We start from the raw sequence: 25,079 nt of genomic DNA, 5'->3' as shown, positions 1-25,079 counted from the left end.
GCCTTCTCAGCCTTCTCAGCCTTCTCAGCCTTCTCAGCCTTCTCAGCCTTCTCAGCCTTCTCAGCCTTCTCAGCCTTCTCAGCCTTATCAGCCTTATCAGCCTTATCCACTGTCCCTGTATCTAATGACTGAATATCAATACTTTTTGAACTTCTCGCTTCGATCGACTCAAAGAGAATTTTAGAATGAAGCTCACCGTTAAGAGTTGAGTCAATAAATTTCTTTTGATTATCAATAATTCCAGAACCTAACTGATATGAATAGATTAACCCTGCCACTAAAAAAACAACCGCTAGTACTAGTGCACATATAAAAACAGCAGTCTTCAAATATCGGGTTAGTTTGACAGAGTCAAATTCCTCACGAGCTTTCGCATGTTCATTAAACTTTTTTCGCAATTCATTATTTACTTTTTCTAGCGCCTCGTCATTTAAGTCAATATCAAATGCATTCCCCAGGGCACCACCAGGATTGTAATTATATTTTGAATCCACTTCGTTAAACACCTTTATAAAAAAAGGGCTGAAAATACAGCCCTCTTATTTTAGACTTAAGAAACTATGCCGAGATTCTTTAGCCTGTAGTACATAGCATCTCTAGACACATTAAAAATACTTGATAACTGAGATATGTCACTCACTCCCAGTTGAGTAACATAATAATCTATGGCCTCTTGAGGCATCAACAACTCGGCAGCGAATTGATTCGCATCCCTTTCCTTTACATCAGGAATAGGAGAAAAGGAATCTCTGCAACAAGTCCCTCCCTGAGTATGTCCAAGGACATGATGGCCGACCTCATGAGCTATTGTGAAGCGACTTCTATACGGAACCTCTGTCGGATTAAACGCCACAACGCACTCACCATTATGAATCTCAGCATAACCGCTAAGGTTGCGATTATTTGGATTCATATCAAAAGGCCCAGTGGTAACGACTTTCATTCCCATTTTGGCCGCTATAACTTCGACATTAACAGGGAGACGGCGATCCCAATAAGCATCAAGGATTTTTTGAGCTGCCTGAGTACTCATACCGACCTCCTCTTGTTCGTTTGACGCCGCATATACCATTAAAGCACGCTTGGGTCAACATGTACGTTTTTACATAAGTTATCTTACATTAGGTTTTCCACTTAATGAAGTACTAGTGGAACCGAACAGTGACATAACGCAGATCCAACGACAATATTAAGCTCTAAACAATGACAGCCTATGTGGTTGTTCCACAATACTTCATGTTCTCGCTAGTTCATCAACTAGCAAGCACAAAAAAGGGCCGCAACATGCAGCCCTTGTCACATTTTTACAAGATCATTCATCAGTTCCGTCAGCCAAGACCTGATGCCCTAACACATAAACTCTGGTCGGTTTGTTCTCCATTCCAGGAAGACGCACAAGCGCTTGAGTTTTGTTAGGTGCGGCCTTGATTATCCAGCCTGCCACCAAGGCCAGTTTGGCGGCCTTTTTGAAATCGCGGCCACGATTAATCTCTTTCCAACCTTCAGGCAAAACTAAGAAGACAATCCCTTCATCAGCCCCCGCTTTCGGGTTCTTTCGATAGCCGACCATCTGGGATGGACGGTGATTGCTATCATCCCAGTCAGCAAACCGGCTGTACTGATAGGCGGTGAAGAACTGGCGGATCTGGCGCAGGGTTGCAGCATCTTCTTGGTTGCCCAGGTGGCCACGGTCGGCCAGCCACGCATCAAGGCAAGCTCGCGCGGCTTTAGTGGCCTCTCCTGCTTGCCATCCAGTGATACCCAAGCGGGTGGCCAGCTCACCAGCAGCGGCTACCAGGGCAAAGCGGTTGATCGCACGCCCTACCTGATTACCGGCTCCCTCTGGGGTCATGGTCATGACCAATCGGCGGATCTCCCCCTTCATCCATGCGCTGTGCCCGTTAAAGTCATTGGCCAATGCCTCGACATAGGCACGAAAAGCTGTGCCGTGTTGCCCTTGTAGGCGCTCGCGCAGGGTATCGGCAAACTGGCGGCCATCAGCCATACCATGCAGCTCCTCAAATGCGCCGTGTTTGCCGGTATCGCTCGGGATCTGGAGCGTACGGATCTCCATACCGGCAAAAGTGCGCTGGCCAGCCTGCTCGGCGTGGTCTTCTAGGGAAAGCTCACCAGTGGAGAGGAACAGCAAGCGCCACTGCTTGCGCTCGCGCAGCTCCCCATCCTGGCGGCTTCGGCCCTTGCCCTGGCCATTCGCCAGCATATAGGCGACCAGACCGGCCTCCCGTCCATCCACCTCCTTGATTTCATCCAGACACAGCAGGGCATCATTGCGGCGACTGGCGATCCCTTCTATCGCGTTACCGGTAGCTCGCCAGGTATGGGCGAACGCCTCTGGGCCGTACACGCTTGCAGCAGCCATCATCACAGTGGTCTTGCCATCGGTACTCTCGCCTTTCAGGTGGAAACCGCCCCCCTCAACCCCAATCAGCGATAACAGGGGAGCAGCAAAGGCGCATGACATGGCAAAGGCTAACCGACTATTACCAACCGCCAGAGCAGCAACCTGGTTTTGCCACTCGGCCAAGGTGCCGGACGTGGTGAAGTCGTTATTCACATAACCGGTGGTTTGCAGGATCACCTCGTTGGCATCCGGCCCCAAGTTGCCATTTGGCAGCACATAGGCCCGCTTGTGCCAACCAGTGCGCTCGACACAGGTGATCCTGGCTTGTGGCTGGCAGCTCATCAGGTAATCGCGCAGCAGGTTCTTTTTGCTCATGTTGATGTAACTGAGCCCGCTTTCCGCCAGCTGGCCGAATACCTCCTCCCCGCCTTTGTGAACCAGCATGCGCATGGGCATTGCCCAACGGCGGGTCTTGCCGTTGGTATCCCGCCACTCCAGCAACCGACCAAAGCCTTGGCCCTGCTCGGTGTGGGTGATTGCCCTGACATGTAGCGGGGAACTGATAGGCACCGGCACCCGTTCGGCCTCCTCTCCCTTACCGCGCCACTCCATGGCAAAGAGGCGATCTTTCCCCATGCTGTAGTTGTCGGGAAGTTCTGGTGTCTCTGGTGCTTGTTCTGTTGGGGTCTTGGTATCTGCGAAAGAGGTCATGATCGCCTTCTTGGTATCGAGCAGCCCATGGGCCTGGTGGTAATCGTTCCAGTCACCAGCTTCACCAGGAAGGCAGATCAGCCCCCCTATCGCTGTTGCTGCTTCTTGGGCTTTGGCTTGGCCAGGGTTGCCATCAATATGGGCGTCGTTGTCACCGGCAATCAGGATTGGCTCTGCCCCTTCTCGGCGCTTGGCTATCTCCGCCACGGCTAGCAGATTGCTTGCATCCATGGCGCAATAGACAGTTGCCCCTGTCGCCAAATGGACAGAGACACCCGTTGCGTAACCTTCACAGATTGCCACCCGTAGCCCGCCGGTTAACCGGTGAAATGCCCCTGCTTTCTGGCCGCCGGCCAAATAGCGCTTTTCGCCCTGGGGGTCGATGAGCTGGACGTTGACCAGCTGATCATGTTCATCAGTAAGCGGGATAACCAGGGAGCCCTGGGGGAAGTTGTGCCGCGCTTCTCGGATCAGGGTCTGATTGGTATCTGCCAGCCAGTCGGGCAGGTGCTTGAGGGAGAGATAGGGGCTACGGCCCTTAACGCAATCCCCCATGATTGAGGCGGCCCTGGTGCAAGCTTTGCGCTTGGCTTTCTCTTCATCCTGTCTGGCTTTGGCTGCTACCTGCTCGGCGTTCTGTCGGCGGGCGGCTACCTCGTTTGCATCGAGACCGTCTGGGGATAACCCGAGCAAGGTGGCCACCTCTTGGGCGGCCTCCTTGGTGCTCTTGTGGGTGGCCTTGGCCAGCAGGGTTAAGCCATCACCGGCGCCGCACTGGGAACAAATCCAGGTGCCCCGCCCCTCCTTGTCGTCCAGGCGAAACCGGTCTTTGCCACCGCAGGCAGGGCATGGGCCATGCTGGCCACGCTTGGGAACTGATAGGCCAAGTTCAGCCAGGATAAAGGGCCATTGCCCACGGGCTGCCAGGGAGACATCAGAGACAATTCGGATAGAGGTCATGACTCACCTCCAGGCAGCCGATCATTCAGCTCACTGATCCGGCAAGAGTTGGTGTCTATGTCTTTCGCCAGTGCCTTGAGCAGGCCGGAAATGCCATAGGTAAACTCTTCATGGTCTATGCGGTTTTTACGCTCCCAATCCACGCTGGCGGACAACAAATGGGAAAGGGTATGAAGGGCACACACTGACGTATCCAGTTCAGCAGTGACGCGGGTAAGCTCTTTTGAGGGGTTCTGATGGATGTTCATGCTTGCCCCCTTTTCTCACAGGGAATACGGGCAACAAACACGAGCGGCAAGCCAGGTAGATTGGCGCGCGCTTGGGCTTCGGTATCAGCGACGGCAGAAATGGTGCGTATACGGTGAAGGTCAGAGACCTTGCCATGGGTGGCGATCAGGAAGGTGAAGATCATTTGGGTTATCCCTACGTGAAGTTGACGCAGGGCGGATCGGGTAGCCGCAAAGCAGTGCTCACGTAGGCAGGCACAGTGGGGGCGTTTTCTTTGGCTCCCGACCCATGCCCCCAAAACAGGATAGATCTCCGGCAAGATGCCAGAAATGGGGGAAAGGGACGCAAATTTTCCTACGTGAGTCGCTGCTTGCGGGTGCTTAATCCGCCAGCCTTGTCGCTTGCTTAAGGCGACACGAGGAAGGCTATCCGAATTGATCTGTGGATGCAACTCTTGCTGGGGATCAGGGGCTTTGCTATGGTGCATGGGCTTGCTCCTCTGGATTTGGGGGTGGGGTAAGCAAATAGGGAGCCCTGGCAGGCTCCCTTTTGTTTTTCTGGGCGGTTACTTCCCCAACTCCCTTTTCAGTTGCTGCCGTTTGCCTGGACTGTCACACAACGCCAGCAGATCAGCGCACTCCGGACGGGTTGAGGTAATGAGAGCCTTGCGTGCTGCTGGGTTATCCCCCTCCAGCGCCACCTGTTCGCCGTTCAATGCCTCGTTGAGAGCACTCCCCAACTCGGCAAGCGCCCAGCGGCGGGCCTCCTCGAGCCCCATGATGCACCCTTTGGCACGGGTCAACGCAGCCAGCTCTGCCAACTGTTGTTTGAGCGGATTCAAGATGGCGGGCGCCAACTTGTTGTCGAGGTGGTTGTCATACCATCCGGCGACCCTCCGCTTGGCGAGGTCGGTTTCGCGCTGGGCATCATAGAGCGGCAATGCCAAGCGTTTCTCTTGGCGCTCCGACATGGTGGCTGCCGCTTGGGCATCCTCTATCAACTCGGCCAATTCGCGGTACTCCCGCGCCTCCTCCAGCGAGACCTCTCCCCCCATCATCTGGCTTATCCGTCCTTGACGCAGATCCTCGCGGCGCGCCTGGGCAGACGGGATTTGCGCCATCAGGTTTTTGCGCTGATCGCGCAAGGTCAATATCTCTTGGTCGAGTTCCATCAGCTTGCTGTGTTCGCTTTGAAACAGGGCCACATGTTCATCCAGGCGACTGGCACGAGTGGCAGCGGGGGCAGTCGGCACGGCCTGCACAGTAAGATTCTCTTGCATCGTGTTACTCCTCAGTGACAAGGGTGATGGCATCAAAAGCTGCGTAGGCGGTTGGCTCGCCCAAGGCGTAGGTCTGGGCGCGGTTGTAGCGAATGCCCCAGCAGGCCAAGTCGTCAATGTCGCCCGCCGTGAGGCGGTGGGTGTGGTTGACGGTGAGCACCTGCAGGTTCTCGGCCAGCGTGATGGCCAGATAGGTGCCTGGCATATGCTGGTGCGAGACAAAGCCCAAGTCCGCAATCTTCATGCGCTGGGTTTTATCTCGTACCTGTCCGGCCTTGAGGTGGGCTTTCTGGTGGGCGCGCAGCAGTTCGCCGCCGACCATTACCACCAGACGCGGGTCTTGGCGGTACGCCTCGGGCAGCTTCTCAATCAGGGCATAGACCATGCTGTCGAGGTCGGCGAAATCGCCCTTGCCGCTTGTGGAGAAGGTGACCGCATCGCGCAGCACCCGCAGCCCCTCGGGGTCAGCTGCCTTGGCCAAGGCGGGCCAGCCCACCATCACATCCTCCCCGTTGGGGTTGGCAACAGGGTCGGTATTGACGGCAGCAGATTGGCCATGGAAGCCGACCCGTATCAAGTCATCACCAAAGGCGGCCAAGGCCAGCTCTTCGAGCAGGGCGTTAACCTGGGCTTGGTCGAGCCCTTCCAGCATTTGGGCCAGCTGTTGCCATGTCCAGATAACGCTGCTGTCCATCTCTTCGTATTGGTGGGCGCGCTTGCTCGGCTTGGCCGGAACCATGAAACGCGCTTGCGCCTTGCGGCCACTGCGCAGGGTTGGCTTGAGCGGGTCAAAGCGCGGGGCGTGCGGGTCATCCACCCCCAAGATAGAGACCATCCACAGGAACGGGACGGCCTGCAAAATGGCCGCCGTCAGAGCCAAACTGGTGGCATTGTCGAGGTTGCCGAAACTGGGTTGCGGCACGGGGGCAAAGCTCATGCGCACATCGCGCAGCAGGTCAGATAAGGTCATCAGAAAGGCTCCTTAGTAGAGGGGGTAGGTGTTGTCAGAGTCGGGGTTATCACGGCGGCCAGCAGTGGGCGGGTCTGGTGGGCAGGGCATCATGCTGGCGAGCTTTTTGTTGATGCTGTCGATATCCGACACCAAGGTTTCCAGCTGCTTAAACATGCGATCAGGGTCTGGTGTCCGGTTCACCGGTTTGGTGGGGACTGGCACAGGCAAAGAGGCTGGCACCAAGAGCGGGCGCGCCTCGGGCCGCTTGGCACTGAATTGCAGTTGGGTCAGCCCCGTGATGGTCGGCTGGTCGGTGACAGAGACCCCCGCCAGATACCACTGGCCAGTTCCTGCAAAGTTTTCAGCCGCCTCAATGGTGCAAAAGCCGTGGCTGCCGTTGGCGTTGAGGTCAATCAGCTCAAGGGTCGGACAAAGTACCGCCATCAGCTTGAGCTGGCCGTCTTCCTCTTGCACCTTCACCGCATCCACATAGCCAAGTGGGCGAATGCGTGCCCCCTCTGGCCAGAGGTTGGCCACATAGAAACTCGGGTTGTAGGTCTGGGCCAGCTCGCGCAGGCACTCGGGGGTAATAGTGCGGCCATCCAGTGTTGGCCCCGCCGTGGCGATGCACACCCAGCCGGTTTTGACTTGACTACTCATAGCACCCACCGATCATTTGAAACGGGCTTTTTTTGCTCTTTAGCGGCCTGCTCATCCAGCTGTTTTTGGCGTTCGTTCATGCTTTGACACAGCGGGGCGTGCGCCTCCGGCGACAGCCCTCGCGCCAGTGCGATGGCCATGGCGCTGGCTCGCTTGGCTGAAGGGCTCAGGGTGTGGCTATAGGCCAGTGTGGACACCCAAGAGTGACCGCAACTGGCATCAGTGCATTGGCAATAGAGATTGGCGATCCCTACCGTCATGCGATTGGTTTTGGTGATACGGCCTAATTGGCCGCACTCGGTGCACATTACGCGCATAGTGCATACCTCCTGGTTATTGGACGGAGTTCGCGGGTTTGCTGGAATGCAGCATCTTGCGGGAGGCGAGGAACGCATCGAGATCGGCGCGTTCGTAGAGGGTACGGTTGCCGAGCTTGTAGTAAGGGATCTCATACCGGCCATTACTGGCCCAGACCCCAAGGGTCTTCTCGGACAGCCCAAGGTAGGCGGCAGCCTCACGGCGAGTAAGGCGTTGCGGAGTGTTCTGGTTTATTACTGATTTCATCTTGGCACCCCCAGTATTGCTTTGATGGTGCTAATTTTCTCTGGGGGGCCATGATATTAGTAGGGAGAAACGAAGATCTGTTTTTTTTACTTGAGAATTTAGAACGGTTCTGTTATTGCCTGCTCTACCGGCATATTCCATACACCTGCATGAGTAAGCGTTCTTTCCCACGTTTTGAGACACTGGTGATCAGCAAATGCCAGGGCGTTTTTCCTATGTGTTTTTCTTAGCGATTCAGGCTCAATATTCAAATTCGGATATACTAAATCCAACGTTACCTCATCATTAATGAGACCAGGATAGAGCTGATTAGCAATCATGGTATCCAATAACATGAGGTACTTATTGGTTAGAGCCTTCCGCAACGCATTATTGCTAGCTTTGACTCCATCTTGGCAATAATCGATAGCGCTTTCCTGGCGCCACTTATCAAGCAATCTGCCCATATCCTCCAGGATCTCCCTGTTCGTGTAGTGACTCAAGTTGAGCGACACAACAATATTATCACCAGGAGAATAATTAGGTTCAGATGCAAAAACATCCACGCATGCCTTGGTTTTATAATGTGCGCTGAATGAATCGACAGGGCTTAACTCCAGCTCCTTAGCTATGTTGGCCATCTCGTAGACCTTGCCAACTGAAAGAGGGGTCACGCTATTCAGATGTGACAGCACCCTAGGCTCATCCAAGACAATATCATTAATAAATGCCTGGAACTGCTTTGTTTTGGTACGGAGTTCCCGTAGTGTGGTGAACTCTGATATGCCAGTCTGCTTTATTAACTCTGAAACCTCGTGAGGCTCCATTTTCCCCTTCATAAACTCATACACATCAATTTCTATATCGTCTGGTCTGATAATCATCAGAGAGTCAGATTTGCACATCCTCACCCAAGGCTCTATATAATATCCTGCTGCGGGATCATTTTTTATTAGAAGGTCATAAATATTCGCTCTCAAATGTAATTGTTCAATCAATTCTTTTGAGGTCAACTTTACTACGTTTTTAAATTTATCACTCTTGAAAAAAGAAAATAGTTTAACCTGCATATCTCCATTTTTTATGGAATGCTTAAACTCTTCACTCTCCATATAGCTAGCTTTAAACAAGGTCTTTTCCTCTCTCGTTGTCGGCCACGCCATGCAGACTTAGTAATAACCGGCGTTGTTCTGTTTCTGGCAGTGTGGCGAAAATGGTTAATAAATTACTATTGGCATTATTTTTACTGTCCAAGCGGCCTGCGTATTCCAAAATATCCCGTTCAATCCTGGTTGCCGGTTTGCGCAGCTCGTCTGCGGTGAAGTGGATGTAACCCTGGGTGACATCTGCACTGCGCAGTGTGCGGTGATTCATCAGGCGCTTGATGGTGTACTGACCGACCTCGGCCAGTTCGGCCACGGTGCCGAAGGTACGGCGGGCATCGTGGCATTTGAACTCGAGCGGCGGCAGGCCATCAGGGTTGGGGTTAGGTACAGTAGCCGCACAGATCTTGGCTATGACACGGCGCGGCTCATGGATGGGGCGATCCGGATTACGACCAGGGAACACAAACCGGCTCTGTTTCAGGTTCCAGTGCCAACGGCGGCGGAAAATGGTGAGCAGGGTATCGGTGATCGGTAGCTCCAGCGGATCACCATTCTTGGTCTGGTCAATCCAGAAGTAGCCGCCGCTCATGCTGACCCGATCCCAGGTGAGCTGGAATACTTCAGCGCGGCGTAACCCCGTAAAAAGTGCCATGTCGATGGCATCGCAGACGGTGGCGGTCGTATCGTCCCGCCAGTCGATAGCGTGCTGTCTGACCTGCTCCACGGCATCCAGCCAGCGCCTCAGTTCATGGGTGCGGATCCGGTCGTTGCGTCTGGGGGTGTTGTGCCAAAGCCGCTTGCTGCTCAGGACTTCGGTCGGTGGCTCGGGCAGCATGACCCGATCATTGGCATCCCGATAGTGATCACGGGCAAAGCGCCACACGGCCCGCAATGTGCGCGCCCAACGGTCGGCCTGCGCCTTGCTGCCCTTGCCGGTGCCCGCCTTGCGAAACTCTGGCGATGCGCCGTGCCAGGCACTGGGCAACCCTTCGGTAATGGCCTTGTGGCGAACCTCGATCTTTTCCCGCGTGAGTTTGACCAGGGGGATCGTCATCCAGTCGCCGGAGTAGTTATTGAGATCGGCGCGGTAGTGCTTGGCCGTCTCGGGTCGGATCCGGTCGCCTCGGCTGGCAAGGTAGGCATCTATCGCCTCGCCCAGGGTGACTTTCAGCTTGTCCTGTTCGCGGCGGATCACGTTAGGGTTCTGGCCAGTAATGGCCACCTCCCCCAGGATCTCCAGCGCCTTGGCGCGGGCCATGTCGATGGTCAATGCCGGATAGCGCCCCAAGGTAGCCCTGATAAAGCGCCCCTCTTTCCTCTTGGCCACGCTAAACGACTTGGTTCCAGTGGCCCCAACCCGAAGCCTCAGCCCCTGCACCATGGCATCACAGTACTCGACCTGCTTCCCCTCTGGTGCGCGGGGCAGTGCATCGATCGTGGCCTTGGTGAATTTGAACGCTTTCATCTTCCTCCCACCAACCAGGCTAGCCAGAGGAAGGGCAGGCAAGACGGTTCTTGTAACCTCTGTAACCTCTGACTATTTAAGGTGAGGTTACAAACAAACCCTGTAAAAACGTGGCCTGTAGAGAGATGTAACCTTGTAACCTCTGTAACCTCTGTAACCTCAATATTTAAACCCTATGCGACCTTTTTTGGCCCAAGGGGGGAGTGGCGTTTGCTGCTCCTTTCCCTGGCTAGCCTGCTCTTGGCCGACCAATCGATCCAGGTATCCTAGAAATCGATTGGTCGAAAAAGGATACCTATAGGATATGACAGAGGGAGAATATAGGGGAAGACCAGAGAAGGTCACAAAATGAGCGGTGCGCTCTAAGGTATTGATTTATATAACATCATACACTGTACGTAAATACAGTAAAATGCGTTTTTCCCACGCTCATAATCGATTGGTCGTGGGTTCAAGTCCCCCAGGGGCCACCAAATTAAGTTCCGAGCAGGAACGAGAAAATACAGAAACCCGCATAGCGTAAGGCTTTGCGGGTTTTTTGTTGTCCGTAATAGTCCGATGGCGTCGTCAGAAACCAGTTAATTTAGTACCATCATTAGTACCACAAGCGTTGTGGTACTCAATTCAGTGGTACTAGGGCCACCAAATTGAAAAAGGCCGCTCATAATGAGCGGCCTTTTTGCATCTGCGGATCGAGCAATGTCCCGTGATAAGCTCGATGAGGTCATAGAAAAGCCCCGCCATGGGCGGGTCTGGGCAGGGTCCGGATCAGGCGCCTCACTCAGAGACAAGGAGCCTAATGCTGAGCCTCAGGTTTGCTCGTTGCTGCCGCTCTGGATGGATGAGCGACGCCCGATGGCAGGCAGCATCCGGGTAACCAGATTGCTGCGCTGGCGCCAGGAGGTGAAGACGATGGCCAGCAGATGCAGACCAATCAGTCCCTGCAGCGCCACCACGCACCACTCATGCCACTCGTCAGCCCCCAGTTCAAATCCCGTCTCGGTATTTTGAAACCAGCCGCTGCCAGCAGTGGCCAGCACAACCAGCCAGAGCGCCCACACGGCCAGCTTGCCGCTACCGTGATGACCCGGAGCCGGAGGCTGCCGCTCACGCATCTCGCGCGCTTGCTGGCGAAAATCCTCACCGCTGGGGATGAGGGCACCAAGGCGGGCGTAGCCACGGGCAAAAGTAAGCCCCCAAAGCAGACGCAAGGAGACCAGCCCAATGGCGCCGTAACCCAGCCACTCGTGCCACTCCTCGCCCGCTTCGTTAACCCAGAGGTTGCCGATGCAGACCGCCGCCAAGCCCCAGTGGGTCAGGCGAACCAGCGGATCCCAGCGAAAGGGCTCACCCTTTTTGCTTGGCATATTTGTGGTACTCCTTCTTCAGGTCGTTGACCTTGGCCAGATGTTCGCGCGCCTTGGCCTCATCACCCGCCTTGAGTGCGGCCAGGCTGGCGTCCAGCTCGGTCTGTACCTCGTTCATCCCTTCAAGGAATTTCTCTTTCTTGGCGGCCGGCATGTTCTTCTGCTTGGCCACATCAAGCTGGGCCTTCATCTCGTTGATGTGCTTCTCCATGGTGGCTGCATCATCAGCCTTGACGGCCTGCTTGTAGTTGAAGCCAATCTTCTTCATCGGCTGTTCCAGATCACCCGCCACGGCAGGCAGGGTCATCAGGCCAAACATCAGGGGCAGCAGCAGGGGGCGGACGGTTTTCAACATGGGATTTCCTTATATAACGACATGCTCGAATTGTTAGGGGTACTTATGAATCCAAACAAGAATTCATCACCAGCATGATGCCATGACTCATGGTGAAACGTTTGTGAAAAATGCTGTTTTTTGTGGCAAATAGTGACAGATATGCCGCGCTTGTTTGCGCTTGGTAACTGATTGAACGCAGGTGACACGCACCATGGGGATGGTTGAAAGCGGTAAACAGGGACAAAAAACCCCGCCGTAGCGGGGTCTGAATCAGCTGGCCATTTGCTGGCGTCAGTTACTCCTGTTCGCGAGCAATGGCGCGCCAGCCGATATCCTTGCGGTAGAAGGCGCCATCCCACTTGATGCGGCCAGCGAGCTGATAGGCACGCTGCTGGGCTTCTGCCACAGTGTGGCCGAGGGCGGTTGCACACAACACGCGGCCGCCAGCGGTCAGGCTGGTATCGCCCTCCAGACGGGTACCGGCATGGAACACCTTCTCACCCGCCACTTCATCCACCGGCAAGCCGCTGATGGGGTGGTTGGTACTGTAATCGCCAGGATAGCCTCCCGCCGCCAACACCACGCCGATAGCGGCGCGGGGATCATAAATGGCCTCTTTCTGATCCAGCTTGCCTGCACAAGCGGCCAGACAGAGCTCCACCAGATCGGACTGCATCCGCAGCATGATGGGCTGGGTCTCGGGATCGCCGAAACGGCAGTTGAACTCGATCACCTTGGGATTGCCTGCGCCGTCGATCATCAGACCGGCGTAGAGGAAACCGGTGTAGACGTTGCCCTCGGCCGCCATGCCGCGCACAGTCGGCATGATCACCTGCTCCATCACGCGTCGATGTACCTCGGCGGTCACCACAGGCGCCGGGGAGTAAGCCCCCATACCGCCGGTGTTGAGGCCGGTATCACCGTCGCCAACCCGCTTGTGATCCTGACTGGTGGCCATCGGCAGCACGTGATCGCCATCGACCATGACGATGAAGCTTGCCTCTTCACCCTCCAGAAACTCCTCAATCACCACCCGGGAACCCGCTTCGCCAAAGGCATTGCCGGAGAGCATGTCGCGCACCGCGTCTTCCGCCTCCTGCAAGGTCATGGCGACAATCACCCCCTTGCCTGCCGCCAGACCATCGGCCTTGATGACGATGGGGGCGCCCTTCTCGCGCAAGTAGGCGAGTGCAGGCTCCACTTCGGTGAAGTTCTGGTACTCGGCAGTCGGGATGGCGTGACGGGCCAGGAAATCCTTGGTGAAGGCCTTGGAGCCTTCCAGCTGGGCAGCGGCAGCGGTCGGGCCGAAGATCGGCTGACCGGCGGCGCGGAAGGCATCCACCACCCCTTTCACCAGCGGCGCTTCCGGCCCGACGATGGTGAGGCCGACCTGCTTCTCTTTGGCAAAGGCCAGCAGCCCTTCGATATCGGTCGCCTCGATGGCGACGTTCTCGACACCCGGCTCAAGCTGGGTGCCCGCATTGCCCGGCGCCACAAAAACGTGACGTACCAGTGGGGAGTGTTTGGCCTTCCAAGCCAGAGCGTGTTCGCGGCCACCGTTGCCAATGATCAGTACTTTCATCGTATCGCTCGCTTCTATTTGTGGTCACTGGACGGCCACTCGGACCGTCAGTCAGTGGCAATAGTCAGTTGAAAAGAGACAACAAAAGGGCCGCCATCGGTAGCCCCTGACCCATCAATGACGGAAATGGCGCATGTTGGTGAACACCATGCACATACCGTGTTCGTCGGCGGCGTCGATCACCTCCTGATCGCGCATCGAGCCACCCGGCTGGATCACGCAGGAGATACCGGCCTGAGCGGCAGCATCGATACCGTCGCGGAACGGGAAGAAGGCATCGGAGGCCATCACGGAGCCCGCCACGGTCAGCCCTTCATCCGCCGCCTTGATACCGGCGATTTTGGCCGAATAAACACGGCTCATCTGGCCGGCACCGACGCCGATGGTCTGGCCATCTTTGGCGTAGACGATGGCATTGGATTTGACGAACTTTGCCACTTTCCAACAGAACAGCAGATCCTGCAGCTCGGCCTCGGTCGGCTGGCGCTTGCTGACCACGGTCAGGTCACCCAGCGTCACCATGCCGAGATCCCGCTCCTGTACCAGCAGGCCGCCGTTGACGCGTTTGAGGTCAAAGCCTTGCGCCGGAGCAGTCCACTGACCACATTCGAGCAGACGCACGTTCTGCTTGGCGGCGACCGCATCGCGGGCCTCCTGGCTGACGGTCGGGGCGATGATCACTTCGACAAACTGGCGGGCAACGATGGCAGCGGCAGTGGCGCCATCCAGCTCGCGGTTGAAGGCGATGATGCCGCCAAAGGCGGAGGTGGGGTCGGTCTGGTAGGCACGATCGTAGGCACTCAGCAGGTCGTTACCGATGGCCACACCGCAGGGGTTGGCATGCTTGACGATGACGCAGGCCGGCTCGTCGAACTCCTTGACACACTCCAGCGCCGCATCGGTATCGGCGATGTTGTTGTAGGAGAGCGCCTTGCCCTGCAGCTGGATAGCGCTGGAGACAGAACCCGGAGCGGCATGCTCTTCGGCGTAGAAGGCGGCTGCCTGATGGCTGTTTTCGCCGTAACGCATGTCCTGCTTCTTGATGAACTGGCTGTTGAAGGTGCGCGGGAAACGGGACTCCTCGTCACCCTCCTTGTTGTCACCGTAGGAAGGAACCATGGTACCGAAGTAGTTGGCGATCATGCCGTCGTAGGCAGCGGTGTGCTCGAAGGCTGCGATGGCAAGATCGAAACGGGTCGCCAGTTTCAGGCTGTTGCCGTTGGCATCCATTTCGCGAATAACCCGATCATAGTCGGCAGCTTTGACGACGATAGCGACATCTTTATGGTTTTTGGCGGCAGAACGTACCATGGTCGGGCCGCCGATGTCGATGTTCTCGACTGCATCTGCCAGGGTGCAGCCCGCTTTGGCCACGGTGGCAGCGAAGGGGTAAAGGTTGACGACAACCATGTCGATGGGGGAGATAGCGTGCTGAGCCATGATGGCGTCATCCTGATCCCGACGACCGAGGATGCCGCCATGAACCTTGGGATGCAGGGTCTTGACCCGGCCATCCATCATTTCAGGGAAACCCGTGTAGTCGGAGACCTCGGTCACCGGCAGACCCGCCTCGCCAAGCAGCTTGGCGGTACCGCCTGTGGAGAGCAGGGCAACACCACGCTCGTTGAGTGCCTTGGCAAATTCCAGAATGCCAGTTTTGTCAGACACACTCAGCAGTGCACGGCGAATGGGTCGAGCTTGTTCCATCACACTATCGTCCTCAACATAACGGGGACCGTTCCATGGGAGGCGAGGCTCAACACAGAGAGTCCCCAAATAAATGGAAGTGGGGGATTTCGCAAACCACTCTCGCCCCGACATCCGGCAAAAGCGTTTTAGGAAATGCCCGCTTGGTGCGGCGCTCTGTTATGGGCGCGTATTCTACACAAAAAATGTGACCTGTGGTGGATTTTTTGAAACAGCAAAGCCTTATTTGGCGCGGCGTTAAACGTTTTCCACTTGATTTTATCGAAACGTTTGCACTTTCAGTGTTTTATGGGAAAAAGGGTCGCCAGGAGATGTTTATCTGCCCCTTTTATGCCCTTGGCTGGCAATCCATGGGCAAAGGGGTGATAGTGGATTCCGGTTTTTGTGGCGGCATACATTCAAGGGGAGAGAGAGCATGTATCGGATCGGTGAACTGGCCAAGGCGTGCGGGGTCAAGGCAGATACCCTGCGTTTTTACGAGAAAAACGGGCTTATCTCACCGGGGATCCGCAACGAATCCGGCTACCGCCTCTACAGTGAACAGGACAAGCGGCGACTGGAGTTCATCATTCGCGCCAAGTCGGTGGGATTCTCGCTGGCCGATATCGGCGAGCTGCTCGACCTCGATACCAACAAGGCCAAAGTCACCTGTCAGGAGGTGAAAGCAGTGGCCGACACCAAGCTGGCCCAGGTGGAGCAGAAGATCATCGAACTGACCCGCTTTCGCGACAATCTGCGCGAGCTCTCCAATATCTGCTGCGGCGGGCCGCGCTCGGCCGAGCACTGCGCCATCCTCGAGACGCTGGAATCTGGTGCCCCGGCCCATCACGAGCATCACAGCCACGACCAGCATGACCCGGTTCACGGCTGACATGGTATGCCTGACTGAGCGTGCCTAGCTCAGTGTGACTGACTCGGCGCCGCCGACGCATTGCTCCGGCGGCGATTTGGTGACAAAATCGCCGCGTTTTTAATCGGAGCCAGTGCATCCGGTTGCCGGGCGCTAGCCTGAACAGGCGCCCGCAGCGAAAACCGCCATCCAGACACAAGCATCAACACACCAAGAGAAAAGAAGAGGAGCCATCATGGCCAAAATTCGGGTCGACCAACCCGCCCTCCCCCGTGAGGAAGATGCGCAAGGGGGCTGCTATGCCCATCAGCGCGGCGAAATAAAGGATAACCATCTGCACGCCCTGCTCTCCGATCCCCTGTTTCGCAGCCGGGTCGAGCGCAACAAGAAGGGCAAGGGGAGTTACCAGCGCAAGGCCAAATTTGGCAAGCGGTGGGAGCCCGGCCAACAGCAGATGATCCGCGTCTGCTGCTGAGTGGGTTTCTACCGACCATAAACAATCAGGGCGCCATTGGCGCCCTGATTGTTATCTCGAAACACGGTTCTCGCCAAAACTGGCTCACGACCTGTCGCGAGAAGCTGTCAGCAAGGTGAAGAGCCGCGCAGGAACCGGAGCGTATAGAGATACGTGAGGATTCCGAGCAGTGCATGAACCTTGATCACGGCTTCGCAGCAAGATCGTGAGTCCGTGTTCACTCATCCATAAAGAGTTCGAGCAGCACATTGAGATAGCGATGGCCGAGGGAGGTGAGCTGCCAGCTATCCCCCAGATCCTCGATAAGCTCCTTGCTCTGTGCGATGGCGAGCACCGTCTCTACCCTTTCCAGCGGCAAGCCGGTATAGGCCTCGAACTCCGCCTTGGGGGCCGGTTCAAACAGGCGGAAGCGGTTCATGAAGTATTCGAGCGGCAGATCGTCTGCCGTCACCTGCCACAGCTCGTCCAGATAGGAGCGGCTCTTGTCCAGATACCCTTTCGGATGCTTCACCTTGGCGGTGCGCAGGATCCGTTGATTAGCGAGATCGGTCACCTTGCCGTGGGCGCCACAGCCGATCCCCAGATAGTCGCCGAAGCGCCAGTAGTTGAGGTTGTGATGGCACTGGTAGCCCTCTTTGGCGTAAGCCGAGATCTCGTACTGGCGATAACCGCTGGCGGTAAGCATGGCGTGGCCCTGCTCATAGATGTCCCACAGGGTGTCATCTTCCGGCAGTTTGGGCGGCTTGGAGGCAAAGGCCGTGTTCGGCTCTATGGTGAGCTGATACCAGGAGAGGTGCGGCGGGGCGCAGTCGATAGCCTGCTGCAGGTCGTAAAGGGCATCGTCCAGACTCTGATCCGGCAGACCGTGCATCAGATCCAGATTGAAGGTAGACAACTTGATGGCATGGGCCAGTGCGGCGGCCTTGCGCGCCTCTTCCGGGCCGTGAATGCGGCCGAGGCGGGTCAGCTTCTCCTGCTGGAAGCTCTGCACCCCGATGGAGATACGGTTGATGCCAGCGCGCTGGAAACCGGCGAACTTGTCCGCCTCCACCGTGCCCGGGTTGGCCTCCATGGTGATCTCGCAATCTGTGGTGAGCGGAATGCGGGCCCGTACCCCGTCCAGCAAAGCTTGCATCGCCTCTACCGTCAACAGACTGGGGGTGCCGCCGCCGATAAAGATCGAGGAGAGCGGCCGTCCCTGCGCCCACTTTAGATCCTGATCCAGATCCTCCAGCAGAGCGGCGACATATTCGAGGTGAGGCAACTCCCCCTTCTGGGCATGGGAGTTGAAGTCACAGTAAGGGCACTTCTGGACGCACCAGGGCACATGAATATAGAGAGAGAGCGGCGGCAGTTGCAGCATGGGGCTTCCAATAAAACGGGGGCTCAAGGCCCCCATTGTAGATGACTATGTGTGATTGACCGTGTGTAACCGACAAGGTGGCGAAGTGACTCAATGCGCCGCAGCCAGCGCCGCTTTGAGCTTGGCCAGCGCCTGACCGCGATGGCTCAGCTGGTTTTTCAGCTCGGCAGGCATCTGGGCGGCGGTGCAGTCGTGATCCGGCACGAAGAAGACGGGGTCATAGCCGAAACCGTGCTGACCGCGCGGCTCATCGATGATCATCCCTTCCCAGCTCGCCTGACAGATGATGGGGGTGGGATCGTCAGCGTGGCGCATATAGACCAGCACACACCAGAAGCGGGCGCTCTTCAGGTACTCGGGGGCACCTTGCAGCTCGCCGAGCAGCTTCTCGATGTTGGCCTTGTCACCGGCACCCACACCGGCAAAGCGGGCGGAGTAGACGCCGGGGCGCCCTTGCAGCAGGTCGACTTCCAGACCGGAGTCATCGGCCACAGCGGGCAGACCGGTAATGCGGGCAGCGTGGCGGGCCTTGATGATGGCATTCTCGACGAAGGTGGTGCCGGTCTCATCGGCATCGGAGACCGCAAACTCGCTCTGTGGGATCACCTGGATCTTCATATCGGCCAGCATGGCGGCCAATTCCTTCACCTTTTTCTGGTTACCTGTTGCCAGGACAAGCTTGTTCATCGAGCACCTCCGCAAAAATAATCTGCGCATTCTATGCGGCGCAAGCGTTTAGTAAAAGCGTCAATTACACCCGCTGTGATGGGGTTGCGGGGGATTTGCCGCCATCGAATAACCAGCTTTTTAATACATGTTTCCATAATGGAATAACCAAAGTGATTAAATACCATTTCTATTCATTACTGTGAGTCAGTAGACTCGCGCCCCAATTCATTAACCTGGCTGACTAAAGAGGTGACAGATGCCATTGATACTTTTACTCGTACTACTGGTGCTGTTCAGTCCGCTGGCTATCGACATCTACCTGCCCGCCATTCCGCAGATGGCCGAGCAGCTGGGCGCCGAAGTAACCCTGATGCAGGGCACCATCACCTGGTTCCTGTTCAGCATGGGACTGGGGCAACTGCTTGTTGGCCCGCTGGCCGATCGCTACGGTCGCAAGCCCATCGCGCTGGGCGGCGTGCTGCTCTATGGCCTGAGCGCGCTGGGGGCCGGTTTTGCCGCCAGCCTCGGCGAATTGATGCTGGCGCGGGTGCTGCAGGGCTTTGGCGCCTGCGCCACCTCGGTCGCCGCCTTCTCGGTGGTTCGTGACAGCTACGGCCCGAAAAAGAGCGGCCAGATGATCTCCTACCTCAATGGCGCCATCTGCTTTATTCCGGCGCTGGCCCCCCTGCTCGGTGGCTGGCTCACCGCCAAGGCAGGCTGGTCTGCCAACTTCTGGTTTATGGCCGGTTATGCGCTCATCGTCGGCAGCTGGCTGCTGTGGCGGATGCCGGAGACCCGCCCGGAGGAGACCCGCAGTGAAGGGGCCCTCATCAGCTGGTCGCGCTACAGCCCGGTACTACGCTCCCCCAGCTTCCTGTTCAACGCGGCGCTGTGCATGCTGGCGATGGCGGTGATCCTCGCTTATGTCACCGCCGCACCGGTGCAGCTGATGGTGAAACTGGGGCTCGATATGAGCGGCTTTAGCTACTGGTTTACCGCCAACGCCGCGCTCAACATTCTGGCCTGCTTCATGGCGCCGCGCTTTATCGCCAAGGTGGGGCCAAGACGCACCCTTCGCATCGGGCTGCTGGTGTTGATGCTCTCGGCCATCACCCTGACTTTGGCCATGCACATCGAACATCCGCTGGCGATGATGGGGCCGGTATTCCTCTCCAGCATCGGCTTTGCCATGATTCTGGGCTCTGCCGCCGGGATGGCGCTGGCACCGTTCGGCCACTGCGCCGGTACCGCCGCCGCCCTGCTCGGCCTGTTCCAGATGAGCGGCTCCGGCGCGTTGGTTGGCCTGACCGGCGCCCTGATGCACGACCCGCTCAGCCAGTTGGCGCTGCATATGTGGCTGCTGCTGCCGCCTCTGGTGATGCTGATGACCCGGCGCGGCCGCCGCTTGTGTTTGCAATAAATCCTGTGCTCTGATGGGCACACTCAGGGGGCCATCGGCCCCCTTCTCGTTTGTATCGCCTTTACAACGAATGGCCATCCGGCAGAGAGCCTGCGATGGCAACCCCACTCACTCGATGTCAGCGGAGAACTCCCGATGAGCCACACTCTCAACGCAGCCCTGGTGGGCTATGGCTTTGCAGGCAAGACCTTCCACGCCCCCTTCCTCTCCACCACCCCGGGCTTATCCCTGAGTTGGGTGGTAAGCCGCGATGCCGCCAAGGTGCAGGCCGATCTGCCCGACTGCCGGGTCGGCTCACTGGAGGAGGTGCTAAGCGATGAGACCGTCGATCTGGTGGTGATCGCCACCCCCAACGACACCCACGCTCCCCTCGCCCGCCAAGCGCTGCTGGCAGGCAAACATGTGGTGATCGACAAACCCTTTGCACTGGATCTGGCCGAAGCGCAAGCGCTGGTCGAACTGGCCGAAAAGCAGCAGCGACTGCTCAGCATCTTCCACAACCGGCGCTGGGACGGGGATTTTCTCACCGTGCGCCGTTTGATTGCCGAGGGGACGCTGGGGCAGATCGCCCAGTTCGAATCCCACTTCGATCGCTATCGCCCAGAAGTGCGCCAGCGCTGGCGCGAAGCGGGTGGCCCGGGTTCCGGCCTCTGGTTCGATCTAGGCCCCCATGTACTGGATCAGGCGCTGCAGCTGTTCGGCCAGCCGGACTGGTTGCAGGCCGATCTGGCCGAGCAGCGCCCCGGCGCACTGGCGGACGACTACTTCCATGTGGTGCTGGGTTACGGTGCTATGCGGGTTATTTTGCATGGCAGCTGTCTGGTTTCAGCCACCATGCCGCGCTTTGTCATTCACGGCAGCCAGGGTTCGTTCGTGAAATTCGGTATGGATGTGCAGGAAGATCAGCTCAAGCTGGGCAAGCGGCCGCCGGCGGCGGATTGGGGCATGGATAGCGAACTAGGTCAGCTCAGCCGCATTGTCGATGGTCAGTTGCAGCAACAGAGCGTGGTGGGTGAGGCGGGGGATTATGGCGCCTACTATCGCGGTGTCTGCGCCGCCATCAAGGGCGAAGGGAGCAACCCGGTGCCAGCAAGTGAAGCGCTGGCGGTGATGGCGCTGCTGGATCTGGCCCGTCAGAGCCACCTTGAGGGAAAACGGCTGCCCTGTCAGAAGCTGTCTGACTAAGGTACGGGTCATCGGCCGCACTTGACCAACCTTGACCTTGTTAAACCGCCACAAGACGGCAGCAAAGCGGTGTTTTATTGTGCAATCAGTACCATTTAACGGCATCTTGTATTGATATCAGTCGTTGCAGTGGAGCTTTTTATCCACGGCACGAAAAAATGTCATTGTGATATCCGTTTTCATCGGTAACTAATGGGGCTATATTGCGCCCGCCTGCTGCCTCCCGGCTTCTTGTTTCAATACCGGGCAACGGTGGGCGCTGTGATGGTTGCACAGACCATCTCTCCATATTTATTTGAGGGAATGCACATGAACAAAGTACTGGTAGCCGGTATCCTGGGTCTGATGTTGACTGCTTGCGGTCAGAAAGAAGAAAAAGCTGCCGCTCCTGCTGCTGCTCCGGCCGCCGAAGTTGCTGCCACTGTAGAAAAAGCCGCTAGCGAAGCCACCTCTACCGTAGAGAAGGCCACCTCCGAAGCGACTGCAACCGTAGAAAAAGCTGCTACCGAAGCCGCTACCAAGGTTGAAGCTGCAGTGAGCGATGCCAAGGCCAACTAAGCCTGCACCTCATTCGAAGACGGGTCCGAAGGCAACTTCGGGCCCGTTTTTTTATCTGTCGCTCAGGGGGCCGGATTAATCAGCGAGGTGAGGATGTGATCCTCCCAGCGACCATTGATCATCAGATACGCCCGCGCGAATCCCTCCCGCTCGAAGCCGAGCCGCTCCAGCAAGGCGCCACTGCGCTGATTGGCTGGCATATAGCAAGCCATGATGCGATGCAGATCGTGCTCCCGAAACAGGTAGTCGATGGCGACTGACAGCACCTCTCCCATCATCCCCTGTCCCTGATGCTGCTGGTCGATGGCATAGCCCAGATGACACGCCTGGAAGACCCCCATCAGGATATTGCTGAAGTTGCAGGTGGCGATCACCCGCTCGCCAGCCGGATCGAGGGCCACCAGATTGACGCCGGTGCCGTTGAAGAACTGGCTGTAGCTGTCCTGCAGCCGGGCATGCCAGTACGAGAGGGTGTAAAAGTGCTCGTCCCGAAGCGGCTCCCAACGGGCGAGATGGGCACGGTTGCGCTGGTAGAAGTCGAGCATCATGGGGGCCTGATCCGGCGACAGTATGGTCAGGTGGGTGCGGGCCGTCTTGATATGTGGCAGCGCCATCAGGACTCCCTCTGTCTTAGCCACTCATCGCGCAGCAAGCTGTAGTGGGCATGGTCCACAATCCGGTTGCCCAGCCGCTCTGCGCGCCGGGTCACCCCCTCAAGCTGCATCCCGAGCCGTTCACAAACAGCCCTGCTGGGCTCGTTATCGGTGGCGGCGCTGATCTCCACCTTCTCCATCCCCATCTCTTCGAAGGCGTGGTGGATCAGGGCCTGACAGGCACGGGTGATGATACCGTTGCCCTGCCAGCGCTCCGCCAGCCAGTAACCGATGACCACCTTGCCAAGGTCGTGATCGATGCTGTTGTAACCGATAACCCCCACCACCTCCCCCTGATACTCGATGGCAGTGGTGAGCCCCTCGCCGCGGGCGAACTTCTCGATGGCACTGCGAATGAAGAGGGCGCTGTCAACGGGGCGCTGGATCAGTGGCGGCCAGGGCAGCCACTGGGAGAGGTACTCCCGGTTGTCATTGCAGAGGGCAAACAGTTCGCTCGCCATATCGGGCTGCAAGAAGAGCAGCGCAAGCTCGTCGTCCAACTGCCATGAAAACATGGGATTCTCCTTTCAAATCAGTGATCAAATCGAAAACCAGCACCCAATGTAGCCAATCGCCACTGGCCGCGCCAGCCACTTTTACGGCCCTCATCCGGCAGGCTTCGCAGAGGGTGACTGCGCACGATCTCTCCTCCCTCAAAAGAGGAGGGTGGGTGTCTGAAACCGGATAATGCTCTCCACATGGCGCCGACGAATGCCCACAAACGGCACTTTGGCAGATCCTGCTACCCCTTTGTGCTGCTCTGTCACTTTTGACAGGGGGTACTTTCCCCCACCGGCACTAGCTTCAAAACGCCCGACCTTCGGTCGGTTTATCAACCTCATCGATTTAAGGAAAGAAGAGATGAATAAAATTTATCTGGCCGTTGCGCTGGCTTGCTGGGGAAGCGCCGCACTGGCGGCGCAAGAGGTAGAGATCAACGTAACGACAAACGGCATCCGGGCCATAACCGGCCTCAGTGCCGCGAGTGCTACCTTGCAACTGGAAGATGGCGAGTTTCGTCAGGTACGGGTGGTCCAGCTGCCCAACGGCCAGCAGCGGATCCGCTACGAGCAGGTCTGGAACGGCATCCCGGTAATGGGTCAGGTGGTGGTGGCTGACAAGAGCCTGAGCGGCCAGCTGCAGAAGGCCACCGGGCGCATGCTGCGCCAGATCGATCAGGATGTGGCGAGCCCGGTCGCAACCCTTTCGCCACAGGATGCCACCAGCAAGGCCAAGGCGGGCAGCAAGGGGAGCAACGAGCAGATCAAGCTTTACGTGATGCAGGACAAGAACGGGCTGGCCCGGCTGGTTTATCAGGTCTCCTTCATCGCCGAAGGTGACAAGCCCAGCCGCCCCTTCGTCATTCTTGATGCCCAGAGCGGTGAGGAGCTCAAACGCTGGGAGGGGATCAACCACAAGGATGCGACCGGCCCGGGGGGCAACATCAAGACCGGCAAATACGTCTACGGCACCGATTTTGGCCCGCTCATCGTGGATGACAACTGCCGGATGACCAGCCCCAACGTCGATACCATCAACCTCAACCACGCCACCTCTGGCGGCACCATCCACCAGTTCACCTGCCCGGAGAACCGGGTCAAGGAGATCAACGGCGCCTACTCGCCCCTCAACGACGCCCACTACTTCGGCAACGTGGTGTTCGACATGTACCGCAACTGGTACAACACGGCGCCCCTCACCTTCAAACTGAAGATGCGGGTTCACTACAGCAAGAATTACGAGAACGCCTTCTGGGATGGCAGCCAGATGACCTTCGGTGACGGCGCCACCACCTTCCACCCGCTGGTGAGCCTCGATGTGGCGGCCCACGAGGTGAGCCACGGCTTTACCGAGCAGAACTCCGGGCTGATCTATTCAGGACAATCCGGCGGCATCAACGAGGCCTTCTCCGATATGGCGGGGGAAGCGGCCGAGTTCTACATGAAGGGGAGCAACGACTGGCTGGTCGGTGCCCAGATCTTCAAGGGCAACGGCTCCCTGCGCTACTTCGAGGATCCGACTCGGGATGGCAGATCCATCGGCCATGCCGCGGATTATCAGGAGGGGATGGATGTACACCACAGCTCCGGGGTCTATAACCGCGCCTTCTACCTGCTCGCCACCAGCAGTGGCTGGAACACCCGCAAGGCATTTGAAGTCTTCTTGCTGGCCAACCGCCTCTACTGGGGCGCCAGCACCAACTATCAGCAAGGGGCCTGCGGCGTCAGCCGGGCGACCGCCGATCTGGGTTACAGTCAGGCGGATGTGGCACGGGCCTTCCAGACCGTCGGGGTCGATGCCAGCTGCGGCAGCACGCCGCCCCCGAGCGACAACGTGCTGCAAAACGGCGTGCCGGTGAGCAACCTCGCCGCCAGCAAGGGTGGCAAGCTCAACTACACCCTGAACGTACCGGCGGGCACCAGGTCGCTGCAGATCAGCAGCAGTGGTGGCACCGGAGATGCCGACCTCTACGTCCGCTTTGGCAGCGCCCCCACCAGCAGCAGTTACGACTGCCGTCCTTACAAGGGGGGCAATAACGAAAGCTGCTCGTTCACCAATCCCAAGGCGGGCACCTGGCATGTGCAGCTGTCAGGGTTTGCAGCGTTCAGTGGCGTGACCCTCAAGGCCAGCTACTGATCCACCCGAT

General features: G+C 57.5%; 25 protein-coding genes and 1 pseudogene. 6 read left to right on the top strand and 20 right to left on the bottom strand.

Going from position 1 to position 25,079, the window contains the following annotated elements; genetic code table 11:
- The 16 genes and pseudogenes from G5193_RS12510 to purH form a co-directional block, all read right to left on the bottom strand.
- Positions 1 to 494: hypothetical protein (locus G5193_RS12510; RefSeq protein ID WP_421206113.1), on the bottom strand; the 494-nt coding region annotated here is incomplete at its 3' end.
- Positions 495 to 550: 56 nt separating this feature from the next.
- Entirely contained in the window at positions 551 to 1,033 is a 483-nt protein-coding gene (locus tag G5193_RS12505) for an ImmA/IrrE family metallo-endopeptidase (RefSeq protein WP_421206112.1), read from the bottom strand.
- A gap of 279 nt (positions 1,034 to 1,312) precedes the next feature.
- A complete protein-coding gene (locus tag G5193_RS12500) occupies positions 1,313 to 4,033 on the bottom strand; it encodes a DUF927 domain-containing protein (protein WP_421206111.1) in 2,721 nt (906 codons plus the stop codon).
- Entirely contained in the window at positions 4,030 to 4,281 is a 252-nt protein-coding gene (locus G5193_RS12495) for a hypothetical protein (protein WP_058056781.1), read from the bottom strand. Before G5193_RS12495 ends, G5193_RS12500 begins: the two co-directional genes overlap by 4 nt.
- Positions 4,278 to 4,445 (bottom strand): host cell division inhibitor Icd-like protein, encoded by a 168-nt coding sequence (locus G5193_RS12490; RefSeq protein WP_421206110.1) that lies wholly within the window; start codon positions 4,443 to 4,445, stop codon positions 4,278 to 4,280. The genes G5193_RS12495 and G5193_RS12490 overlap by 4 nt, the downstream gene beginning before the upstream one ends.
- 381 nt (positions 4,446 to 4,826) lie before the next feature.
- A complete protein-coding gene (locus G5193_RS12485) occupies positions 4,827 to 5,540 on the bottom strand; it encodes a hypothetical protein (RefSeq protein ID WP_421206109.1) in 714 nt (237 codons plus the stop codon).
- Between the two features lie 4 nt (positions 5,541 to 5,544).
- Entirely contained in the window at positions 5,545 to 6,510 is a 966-nt protein-coding gene (locus tag G5193_RS12480; protein ID WP_421206108.1) for a P2 family phage major capsid protein, read from the bottom strand.
- A gap of 12 nt (positions 6,511 to 6,522) precedes the next feature.
- Entirely contained in the window at positions 6,523 to 7,152 is a 630-nt protein-coding gene (locus G5193_RS12475; RefSeq protein WP_019444969.1) for a GPO family capsid scaffolding protein, read from the bottom strand.
- Positions 7,153 to 7,256: 104 nt separating this feature from the next.
- Positions 7,257 to 7,469, bottom strand: a pseudogene (locus tag G5193_RS12470) (ogr/Delta-like zinc finger family protein); the annotation flags it as partial.
- Between the two features lie 16 nt (positions 7,470 to 7,485).
- Positions 7,486 to 7,716: a helix-turn-helix domain-containing protein gene (locus G5193_RS12465; protein ID WP_075116276.1), complete on the bottom strand. Its 231-nt coding sequence runs from the start codon at positions 7,714 to 7,716 to the stop codon at positions 7,486 to 7,488.
- A 98-nt stretch (positions 7,717 to 7,814) separates the two neighbouring features.
- Positions 7,815 to 8,825 (bottom strand): DUF6387 family protein, encoded by a 1,011-nt coding sequence (locus tag G5193_RS12460; protein WP_274438054.1) that lies wholly within the window; start codon positions 8,823 to 8,825, stop codon positions 7,815 to 7,817.
- On the bottom strand, positions 8,818 to 10,266 hold the full coding sequence (locus G5193_RS12455; RefSeq protein ID WP_075116278.1) for a tyrosine-type recombinase/integrase: 1,449 nt from the start codon (positions 10,264 to 10,266) through the stop codon (positions 8,818 to 8,820). The genes G5193_RS12460 and G5193_RS12455 overlap by 8 nt, the downstream gene beginning before the upstream one ends.
- Positions 10,267 to 11,075: 809 nt before the next feature.
- Positions 11,076 to 11,633 (bottom strand): cytochrome b/b6 domain-containing protein, encoded by a 558-nt coding sequence (locus G5193_RS12450; protein ID WP_043825875.1) that lies wholly within the window; start codon positions 11,631 to 11,633, stop codon positions 11,076 to 11,078.
- Positions 11,614 to 11,988 (bottom strand): cytochrome b562, encoded by a 375-nt coding sequence (locus tag G5193_RS12445; protein ID WP_005349056.1) that lies wholly within the window; start codon positions 11,986 to 11,988, stop codon positions 11,614 to 11,616. The genes G5193_RS12450 and G5193_RS12445 overlap by 20 nt, the downstream gene beginning before the upstream one ends.
- A 277-nt stretch (positions 11,989 to 12,265) precedes the next feature.
- Positions 12,266 to 13,552, bottom strand: a complete 1,287-nt coding sequence (gene purD, locus G5193_RS12440) for a phosphoribosylamine--glycine ligase (RefSeq protein ID WP_421206107.1) — start codon at positions 13,550 to 13,552, stop codon at positions 12,266 to 12,268.
- A 114-nt stretch (positions 13,553 to 13,666) separates the two neighbouring features.
- Positions 13,667 to 15,259 carry a bifunctional phosphoribosylaminoimidazolecarboxamide formyltransferase/IMP cyclohydrolase gene (purH, locus tag G5193_RS12435; RefSeq protein ID WP_042084461.1) on the bottom strand — a complete coding sequence of 531 codons (1,593 nt, stop codon included), beginning with the start codon at positions 15,257 to 15,259 and terminating at the stop codon, positions 13,667 to 13,669.
- 415 nt (positions 15,260 to 15,674) lie between these two features.
- Here purH and zntR point away from each other — a divergent pair, with 415 nt between their 5' ends.
- Positions 15,675 to 16,130, top strand: a complete 456-nt coding sequence (gene zntR / locus G5193_RS12430; protein WP_005341244.1) for a Zn(2+)-responsive transcriptional regulator — start codon at positions 15,675 to 15,677, stop codon at positions 16,128 to 16,130.
- Positions 16,131 to 16,344: 214 nt separating this feature from the next.
- On the top strand, positions 16,345 to 16,584 hold the full coding sequence (locus G5193_RS12425; RefSeq protein ID WP_236348958.1) for an alternative ribosome-rescue factor A: 240 nt from the start codon (positions 16,345 to 16,347) through the stop codon (positions 16,582 to 16,584).
- A 217-nt stretch (positions 16,585 to 16,801) separates the two neighbouring features.
- Here the strand turns inward: G5193_RS12425 and hemW are convergent, their stop codons facing one another.
- Together hemW and rdgB are read right to left on the bottom strand one after the other, a co-directional pair.
- Complete coding sequence (gene hemW / locus G5193_RS12420) at positions 16,802 to 17,947, bottom strand: radical SAM family heme chaperone HemW (RefSeq protein ID WP_421206106.1); 1,146 nt, start codon at positions 17,945 to 17,947, stop codon at positions 16,802 to 16,804.
- Positions 17,948 to 18,037: 90 nt separating this feature from the next.
- Positions 18,038 to 18,634, bottom strand: a complete 597-nt coding sequence (gene rdgB / locus G5193_RS12415; protein WP_005340539.1) for an RdgB/HAM1 family non-canonical purine NTP pyrophosphatase — start codon at positions 18,632 to 18,634, stop codon at positions 18,038 to 18,040.
- Between the two features lie 238 nt (positions 18,635 to 18,872).
- Between rdgB and G5193_RS12410 the strand changes: the two genes are divergently transcribed.
- The 3 genes from G5193_RS12410 (at position 18,873) to G5193_RS12400 (ending at position 21,779) form a co-directional block, all read left to right on the top strand.
- Positions 18,873 to 20,036 carry a multidrug effflux MFS transporter gene (locus G5193_RS12410; RefSeq protein WP_185900075.1) on the top strand — a complete coding sequence of 388 codons (1,164 nt, stop codon included), beginning with the start codon at positions 18,873 to 18,875 and terminating at the stop codon, positions 20,034 to 20,036.
- A gap of 135 nt (positions 20,037 to 20,171) precedes the next feature.
- Positions 20,172 to 21,221: an oxidoreductase gene (locus G5193_RS12405; RefSeq protein ID WP_421206105.1), complete on the top strand. Its 1,050-nt coding sequence runs from the start codon at positions 20,172 to 20,174 to the stop codon at positions 21,219 to 21,221.
- Between the two features lie 309 nt (positions 21,222 to 21,530).
- Entirely contained in the window at positions 21,531 to 21,779 is a 249-nt protein-coding gene (locus tag G5193_RS12400) for a hypothetical protein (RefSeq protein ID WP_005340533.1), read from the top strand.
- 62 nt (positions 21,780 to 21,841) lie between these two features.
- Here G5193_RS12400 and rimJ read toward each other — a convergent pair whose 3' ends face one another.
- Together rimJ and G5193_RS12390 are read right to left on the bottom strand one after the other, a co-directional pair.
- Complete coding sequence (gene rimJ, locus G5193_RS12395) at positions 21,842 to 22,393, bottom strand: ribosomal protein S5-alanine N-acetyltransferase (protein WP_421172239.1); 552 nt, start codon at positions 22,391 to 22,393, stop codon at positions 21,842 to 21,844.
- Entirely contained in the window at positions 22,393 to 22,947 is a 555-nt protein-coding gene (locus G5193_RS12390) for a GNAT family N-acetyltransferase (RefSeq protein ID WP_005340529.1), read from the bottom strand. Before G5193_RS12390 ends, rimJ begins: the two co-directional genes overlap by 1 nt.
- A 346-nt stretch (positions 22,948 to 23,293) precedes the next feature.
- Between G5193_RS12390 and G5193_RS12385 the strand changes: the two genes are divergently transcribed.
- Complete coding sequence (locus G5193_RS12385; protein ID WP_421206104.1) at positions 23,294 to 25,069, top strand: M4 family metallopeptidase; 1,776 nt, start codon at positions 23,294 to 23,296, stop codon at positions 25,067 to 25,069.
- Positions 25,070 to 25,079: the final 10 nt, after the last annotated feature.

The organism is Aeromonas sp. 601027, assembly GCF_049174455.1.
Classification (GTDB): Bacteria; Pseudomonadota; Gammaproteobacteria; order Enterobacterales; family Aeromonadaceae; genus Aeromonas; species Aeromonas veronii_A.
This window is presented reverse-complemented; position numbering and strand designations above follow the sequence as displayed.

What these genes read in the sequence shown, in the direction of transcription:
- G5193_RS12505 (WP_421206112.1), bottom strand. Translation starts at nt 1,033, where the DNA reads ATGAGTACTCAGGCAGCTCAAAAAATCCTTGATGCTTATTGGGATCGC.
- G5193_RS12500 (WP_421206111.1), bottom strand. Translation starts at nt 4,033, where the DNA reads ATGACCTCTATCCGAATTGTCTCTGATGTCTCCCTGGCAGCCCGTGGG.
- G5193_RS12495 (WP_058056781.1), bottom strand. Translation starts at nt 4,281, where the DNA reads ATGAACATCCATCAGAACCCCTCAAAAGAGCTTACCCGCGTCACTGCT.
- G5193_RS12490 (WP_421206110.1), bottom strand. Translation starts at nt 4,445, where the DNA reads ATGATCTTCACCTTCCTGATCGCCACCCATGGCAAGGTCTCTGACCTT.
- G5193_RS12485 (WP_421206109.1), bottom strand. Translation starts at nt 5,540, where the DNA reads ATGCAAGAGAATCTTACTGTGCAGGCCGTGCCGACTGCCCCCGCTGCC.
- G5193_RS12480 (WP_421206108.1), bottom strand. Translation starts at nt 6,510, where the DNA reads ATGACCTTATCTGACCTGCTGCGCGATGTGCGCATGAGCTTTGCCCCC.
- G5193_RS12475 (WP_019444969.1), bottom strand. Translation starts at nt 7,152, where the DNA reads ATGAGTAGTCAAGTCAAAACCGGCTGGGTGTGCATCGCCACGGCGGGG.
- G5193_RS12465 (WP_075116276.1), bottom strand. Translation starts at nt 7,716, where the DNA reads ATGAAATCAGTAATAAACCAGAACACTCCGCAACGCCTTACTCGCCGT.
- G5193_RS12455 (WP_075116278.1), bottom strand. Translation starts at nt 10,266, where the DNA reads ATGAAAGCGTTCAAATTCACCAAGGCCACGATCGATGCACTGCCCCGC.
- G5193_RS12450 (WP_043825875.1), bottom strand. Translation starts at nt 11,633, where the DNA reads ATGCCAAGCAAAAAGGGTGAGCCCTTTCGCTGGGATCCGCTGGTTCGC.
- G5193_RS12445 (WP_005349056.1), bottom strand. Translation starts at nt 11,988, where the DNA reads ATGTTGAAAACCGTCCGCCCCCTGCTGCTGCCCCTGATGTTTGGCCTG.
- purD (WP_421206107.1), bottom strand. Translation starts at nt 13,552, where the DNA reads ATGAAAGTACTGATCATTGGCAACGGTGGCCGCGAACACGCTCTGGCT.
- purH (WP_042084461.1), bottom strand. Translation starts at nt 15,259, where the DNA reads ATGGAACAAGCTCGACCCATTCGCCGTGCACTGCTGAGTGTGTCTGAC.
- zntR (WP_005341244.1), top strand. Translation starts at nt 15,675, where the DNA reads ATGTATCGGATCGGTGAACTGGCCAAGGCGTGCGGGGTCAAGGCAGAT.
- G5193_RS12425 (WP_236348958.1), top strand. Translation starts at nt 16,345, where the DNA reads ATGGCCAAAATTCGGGTCGACCAACCCGCCCTCCCCCGTGAGGAAGAT.
- hemW (WP_421206106.1), bottom strand. Translation starts at nt 17,947, where the DNA reads ATGCTGCAACTGCCGCCGCTCTCTCTCTATATTCATGTGCCCTGGTGC.
- rdgB (WP_005340539.1), bottom strand. Translation starts at nt 18,634, where the DNA reads ATGAACAAGCTTGTCCTGGCAACAGGTAACCAGAAAAAGGTGAAGGAA.
- G5193_RS12410 (WP_185900075.1), top strand. Translation starts at nt 18,873, where the DNA reads ATGCCATTGATACTTTTACTCGTACTACTGGTGCTGTTCAGTCCGCTG.
- G5193_RS12405 (WP_421206105.1), top strand. Translation starts at nt 20,172, where the DNA reads ATGAGCCACACTCTCAACGCAGCCCTGGTGGGCTATGGCTTTGCAGGC.
- G5193_RS12400 (WP_005340533.1), top strand. Translation starts at nt 21,531, where the DNA reads ATGAACAAAGTACTGGTAGCCGGTATCCTGGGTCTGATGTTGACTGCT.
- rimJ (WP_421172239.1), bottom strand. Translation starts at nt 22,393, where the DNA reads ATGGCGCTGCCACATATCAAGACGGCCCGCACCCACCTGACCATACTG.
- G5193_RS12390 (WP_005340529.1), bottom strand. Translation starts at nt 22,947, where the DNA reads ATGTTTTCATGGCAGTTGGACGACGAGCTTGCGCTGCTCTTCTTGCAG.
- G5193_RS12385 (WP_421206104.1), top strand. Translation starts at nt 23,294, where the DNA reads ATGAATAAAATTTATCTGGCCGTTGCGCTGGCTTGCTGGGGAAGCGCC.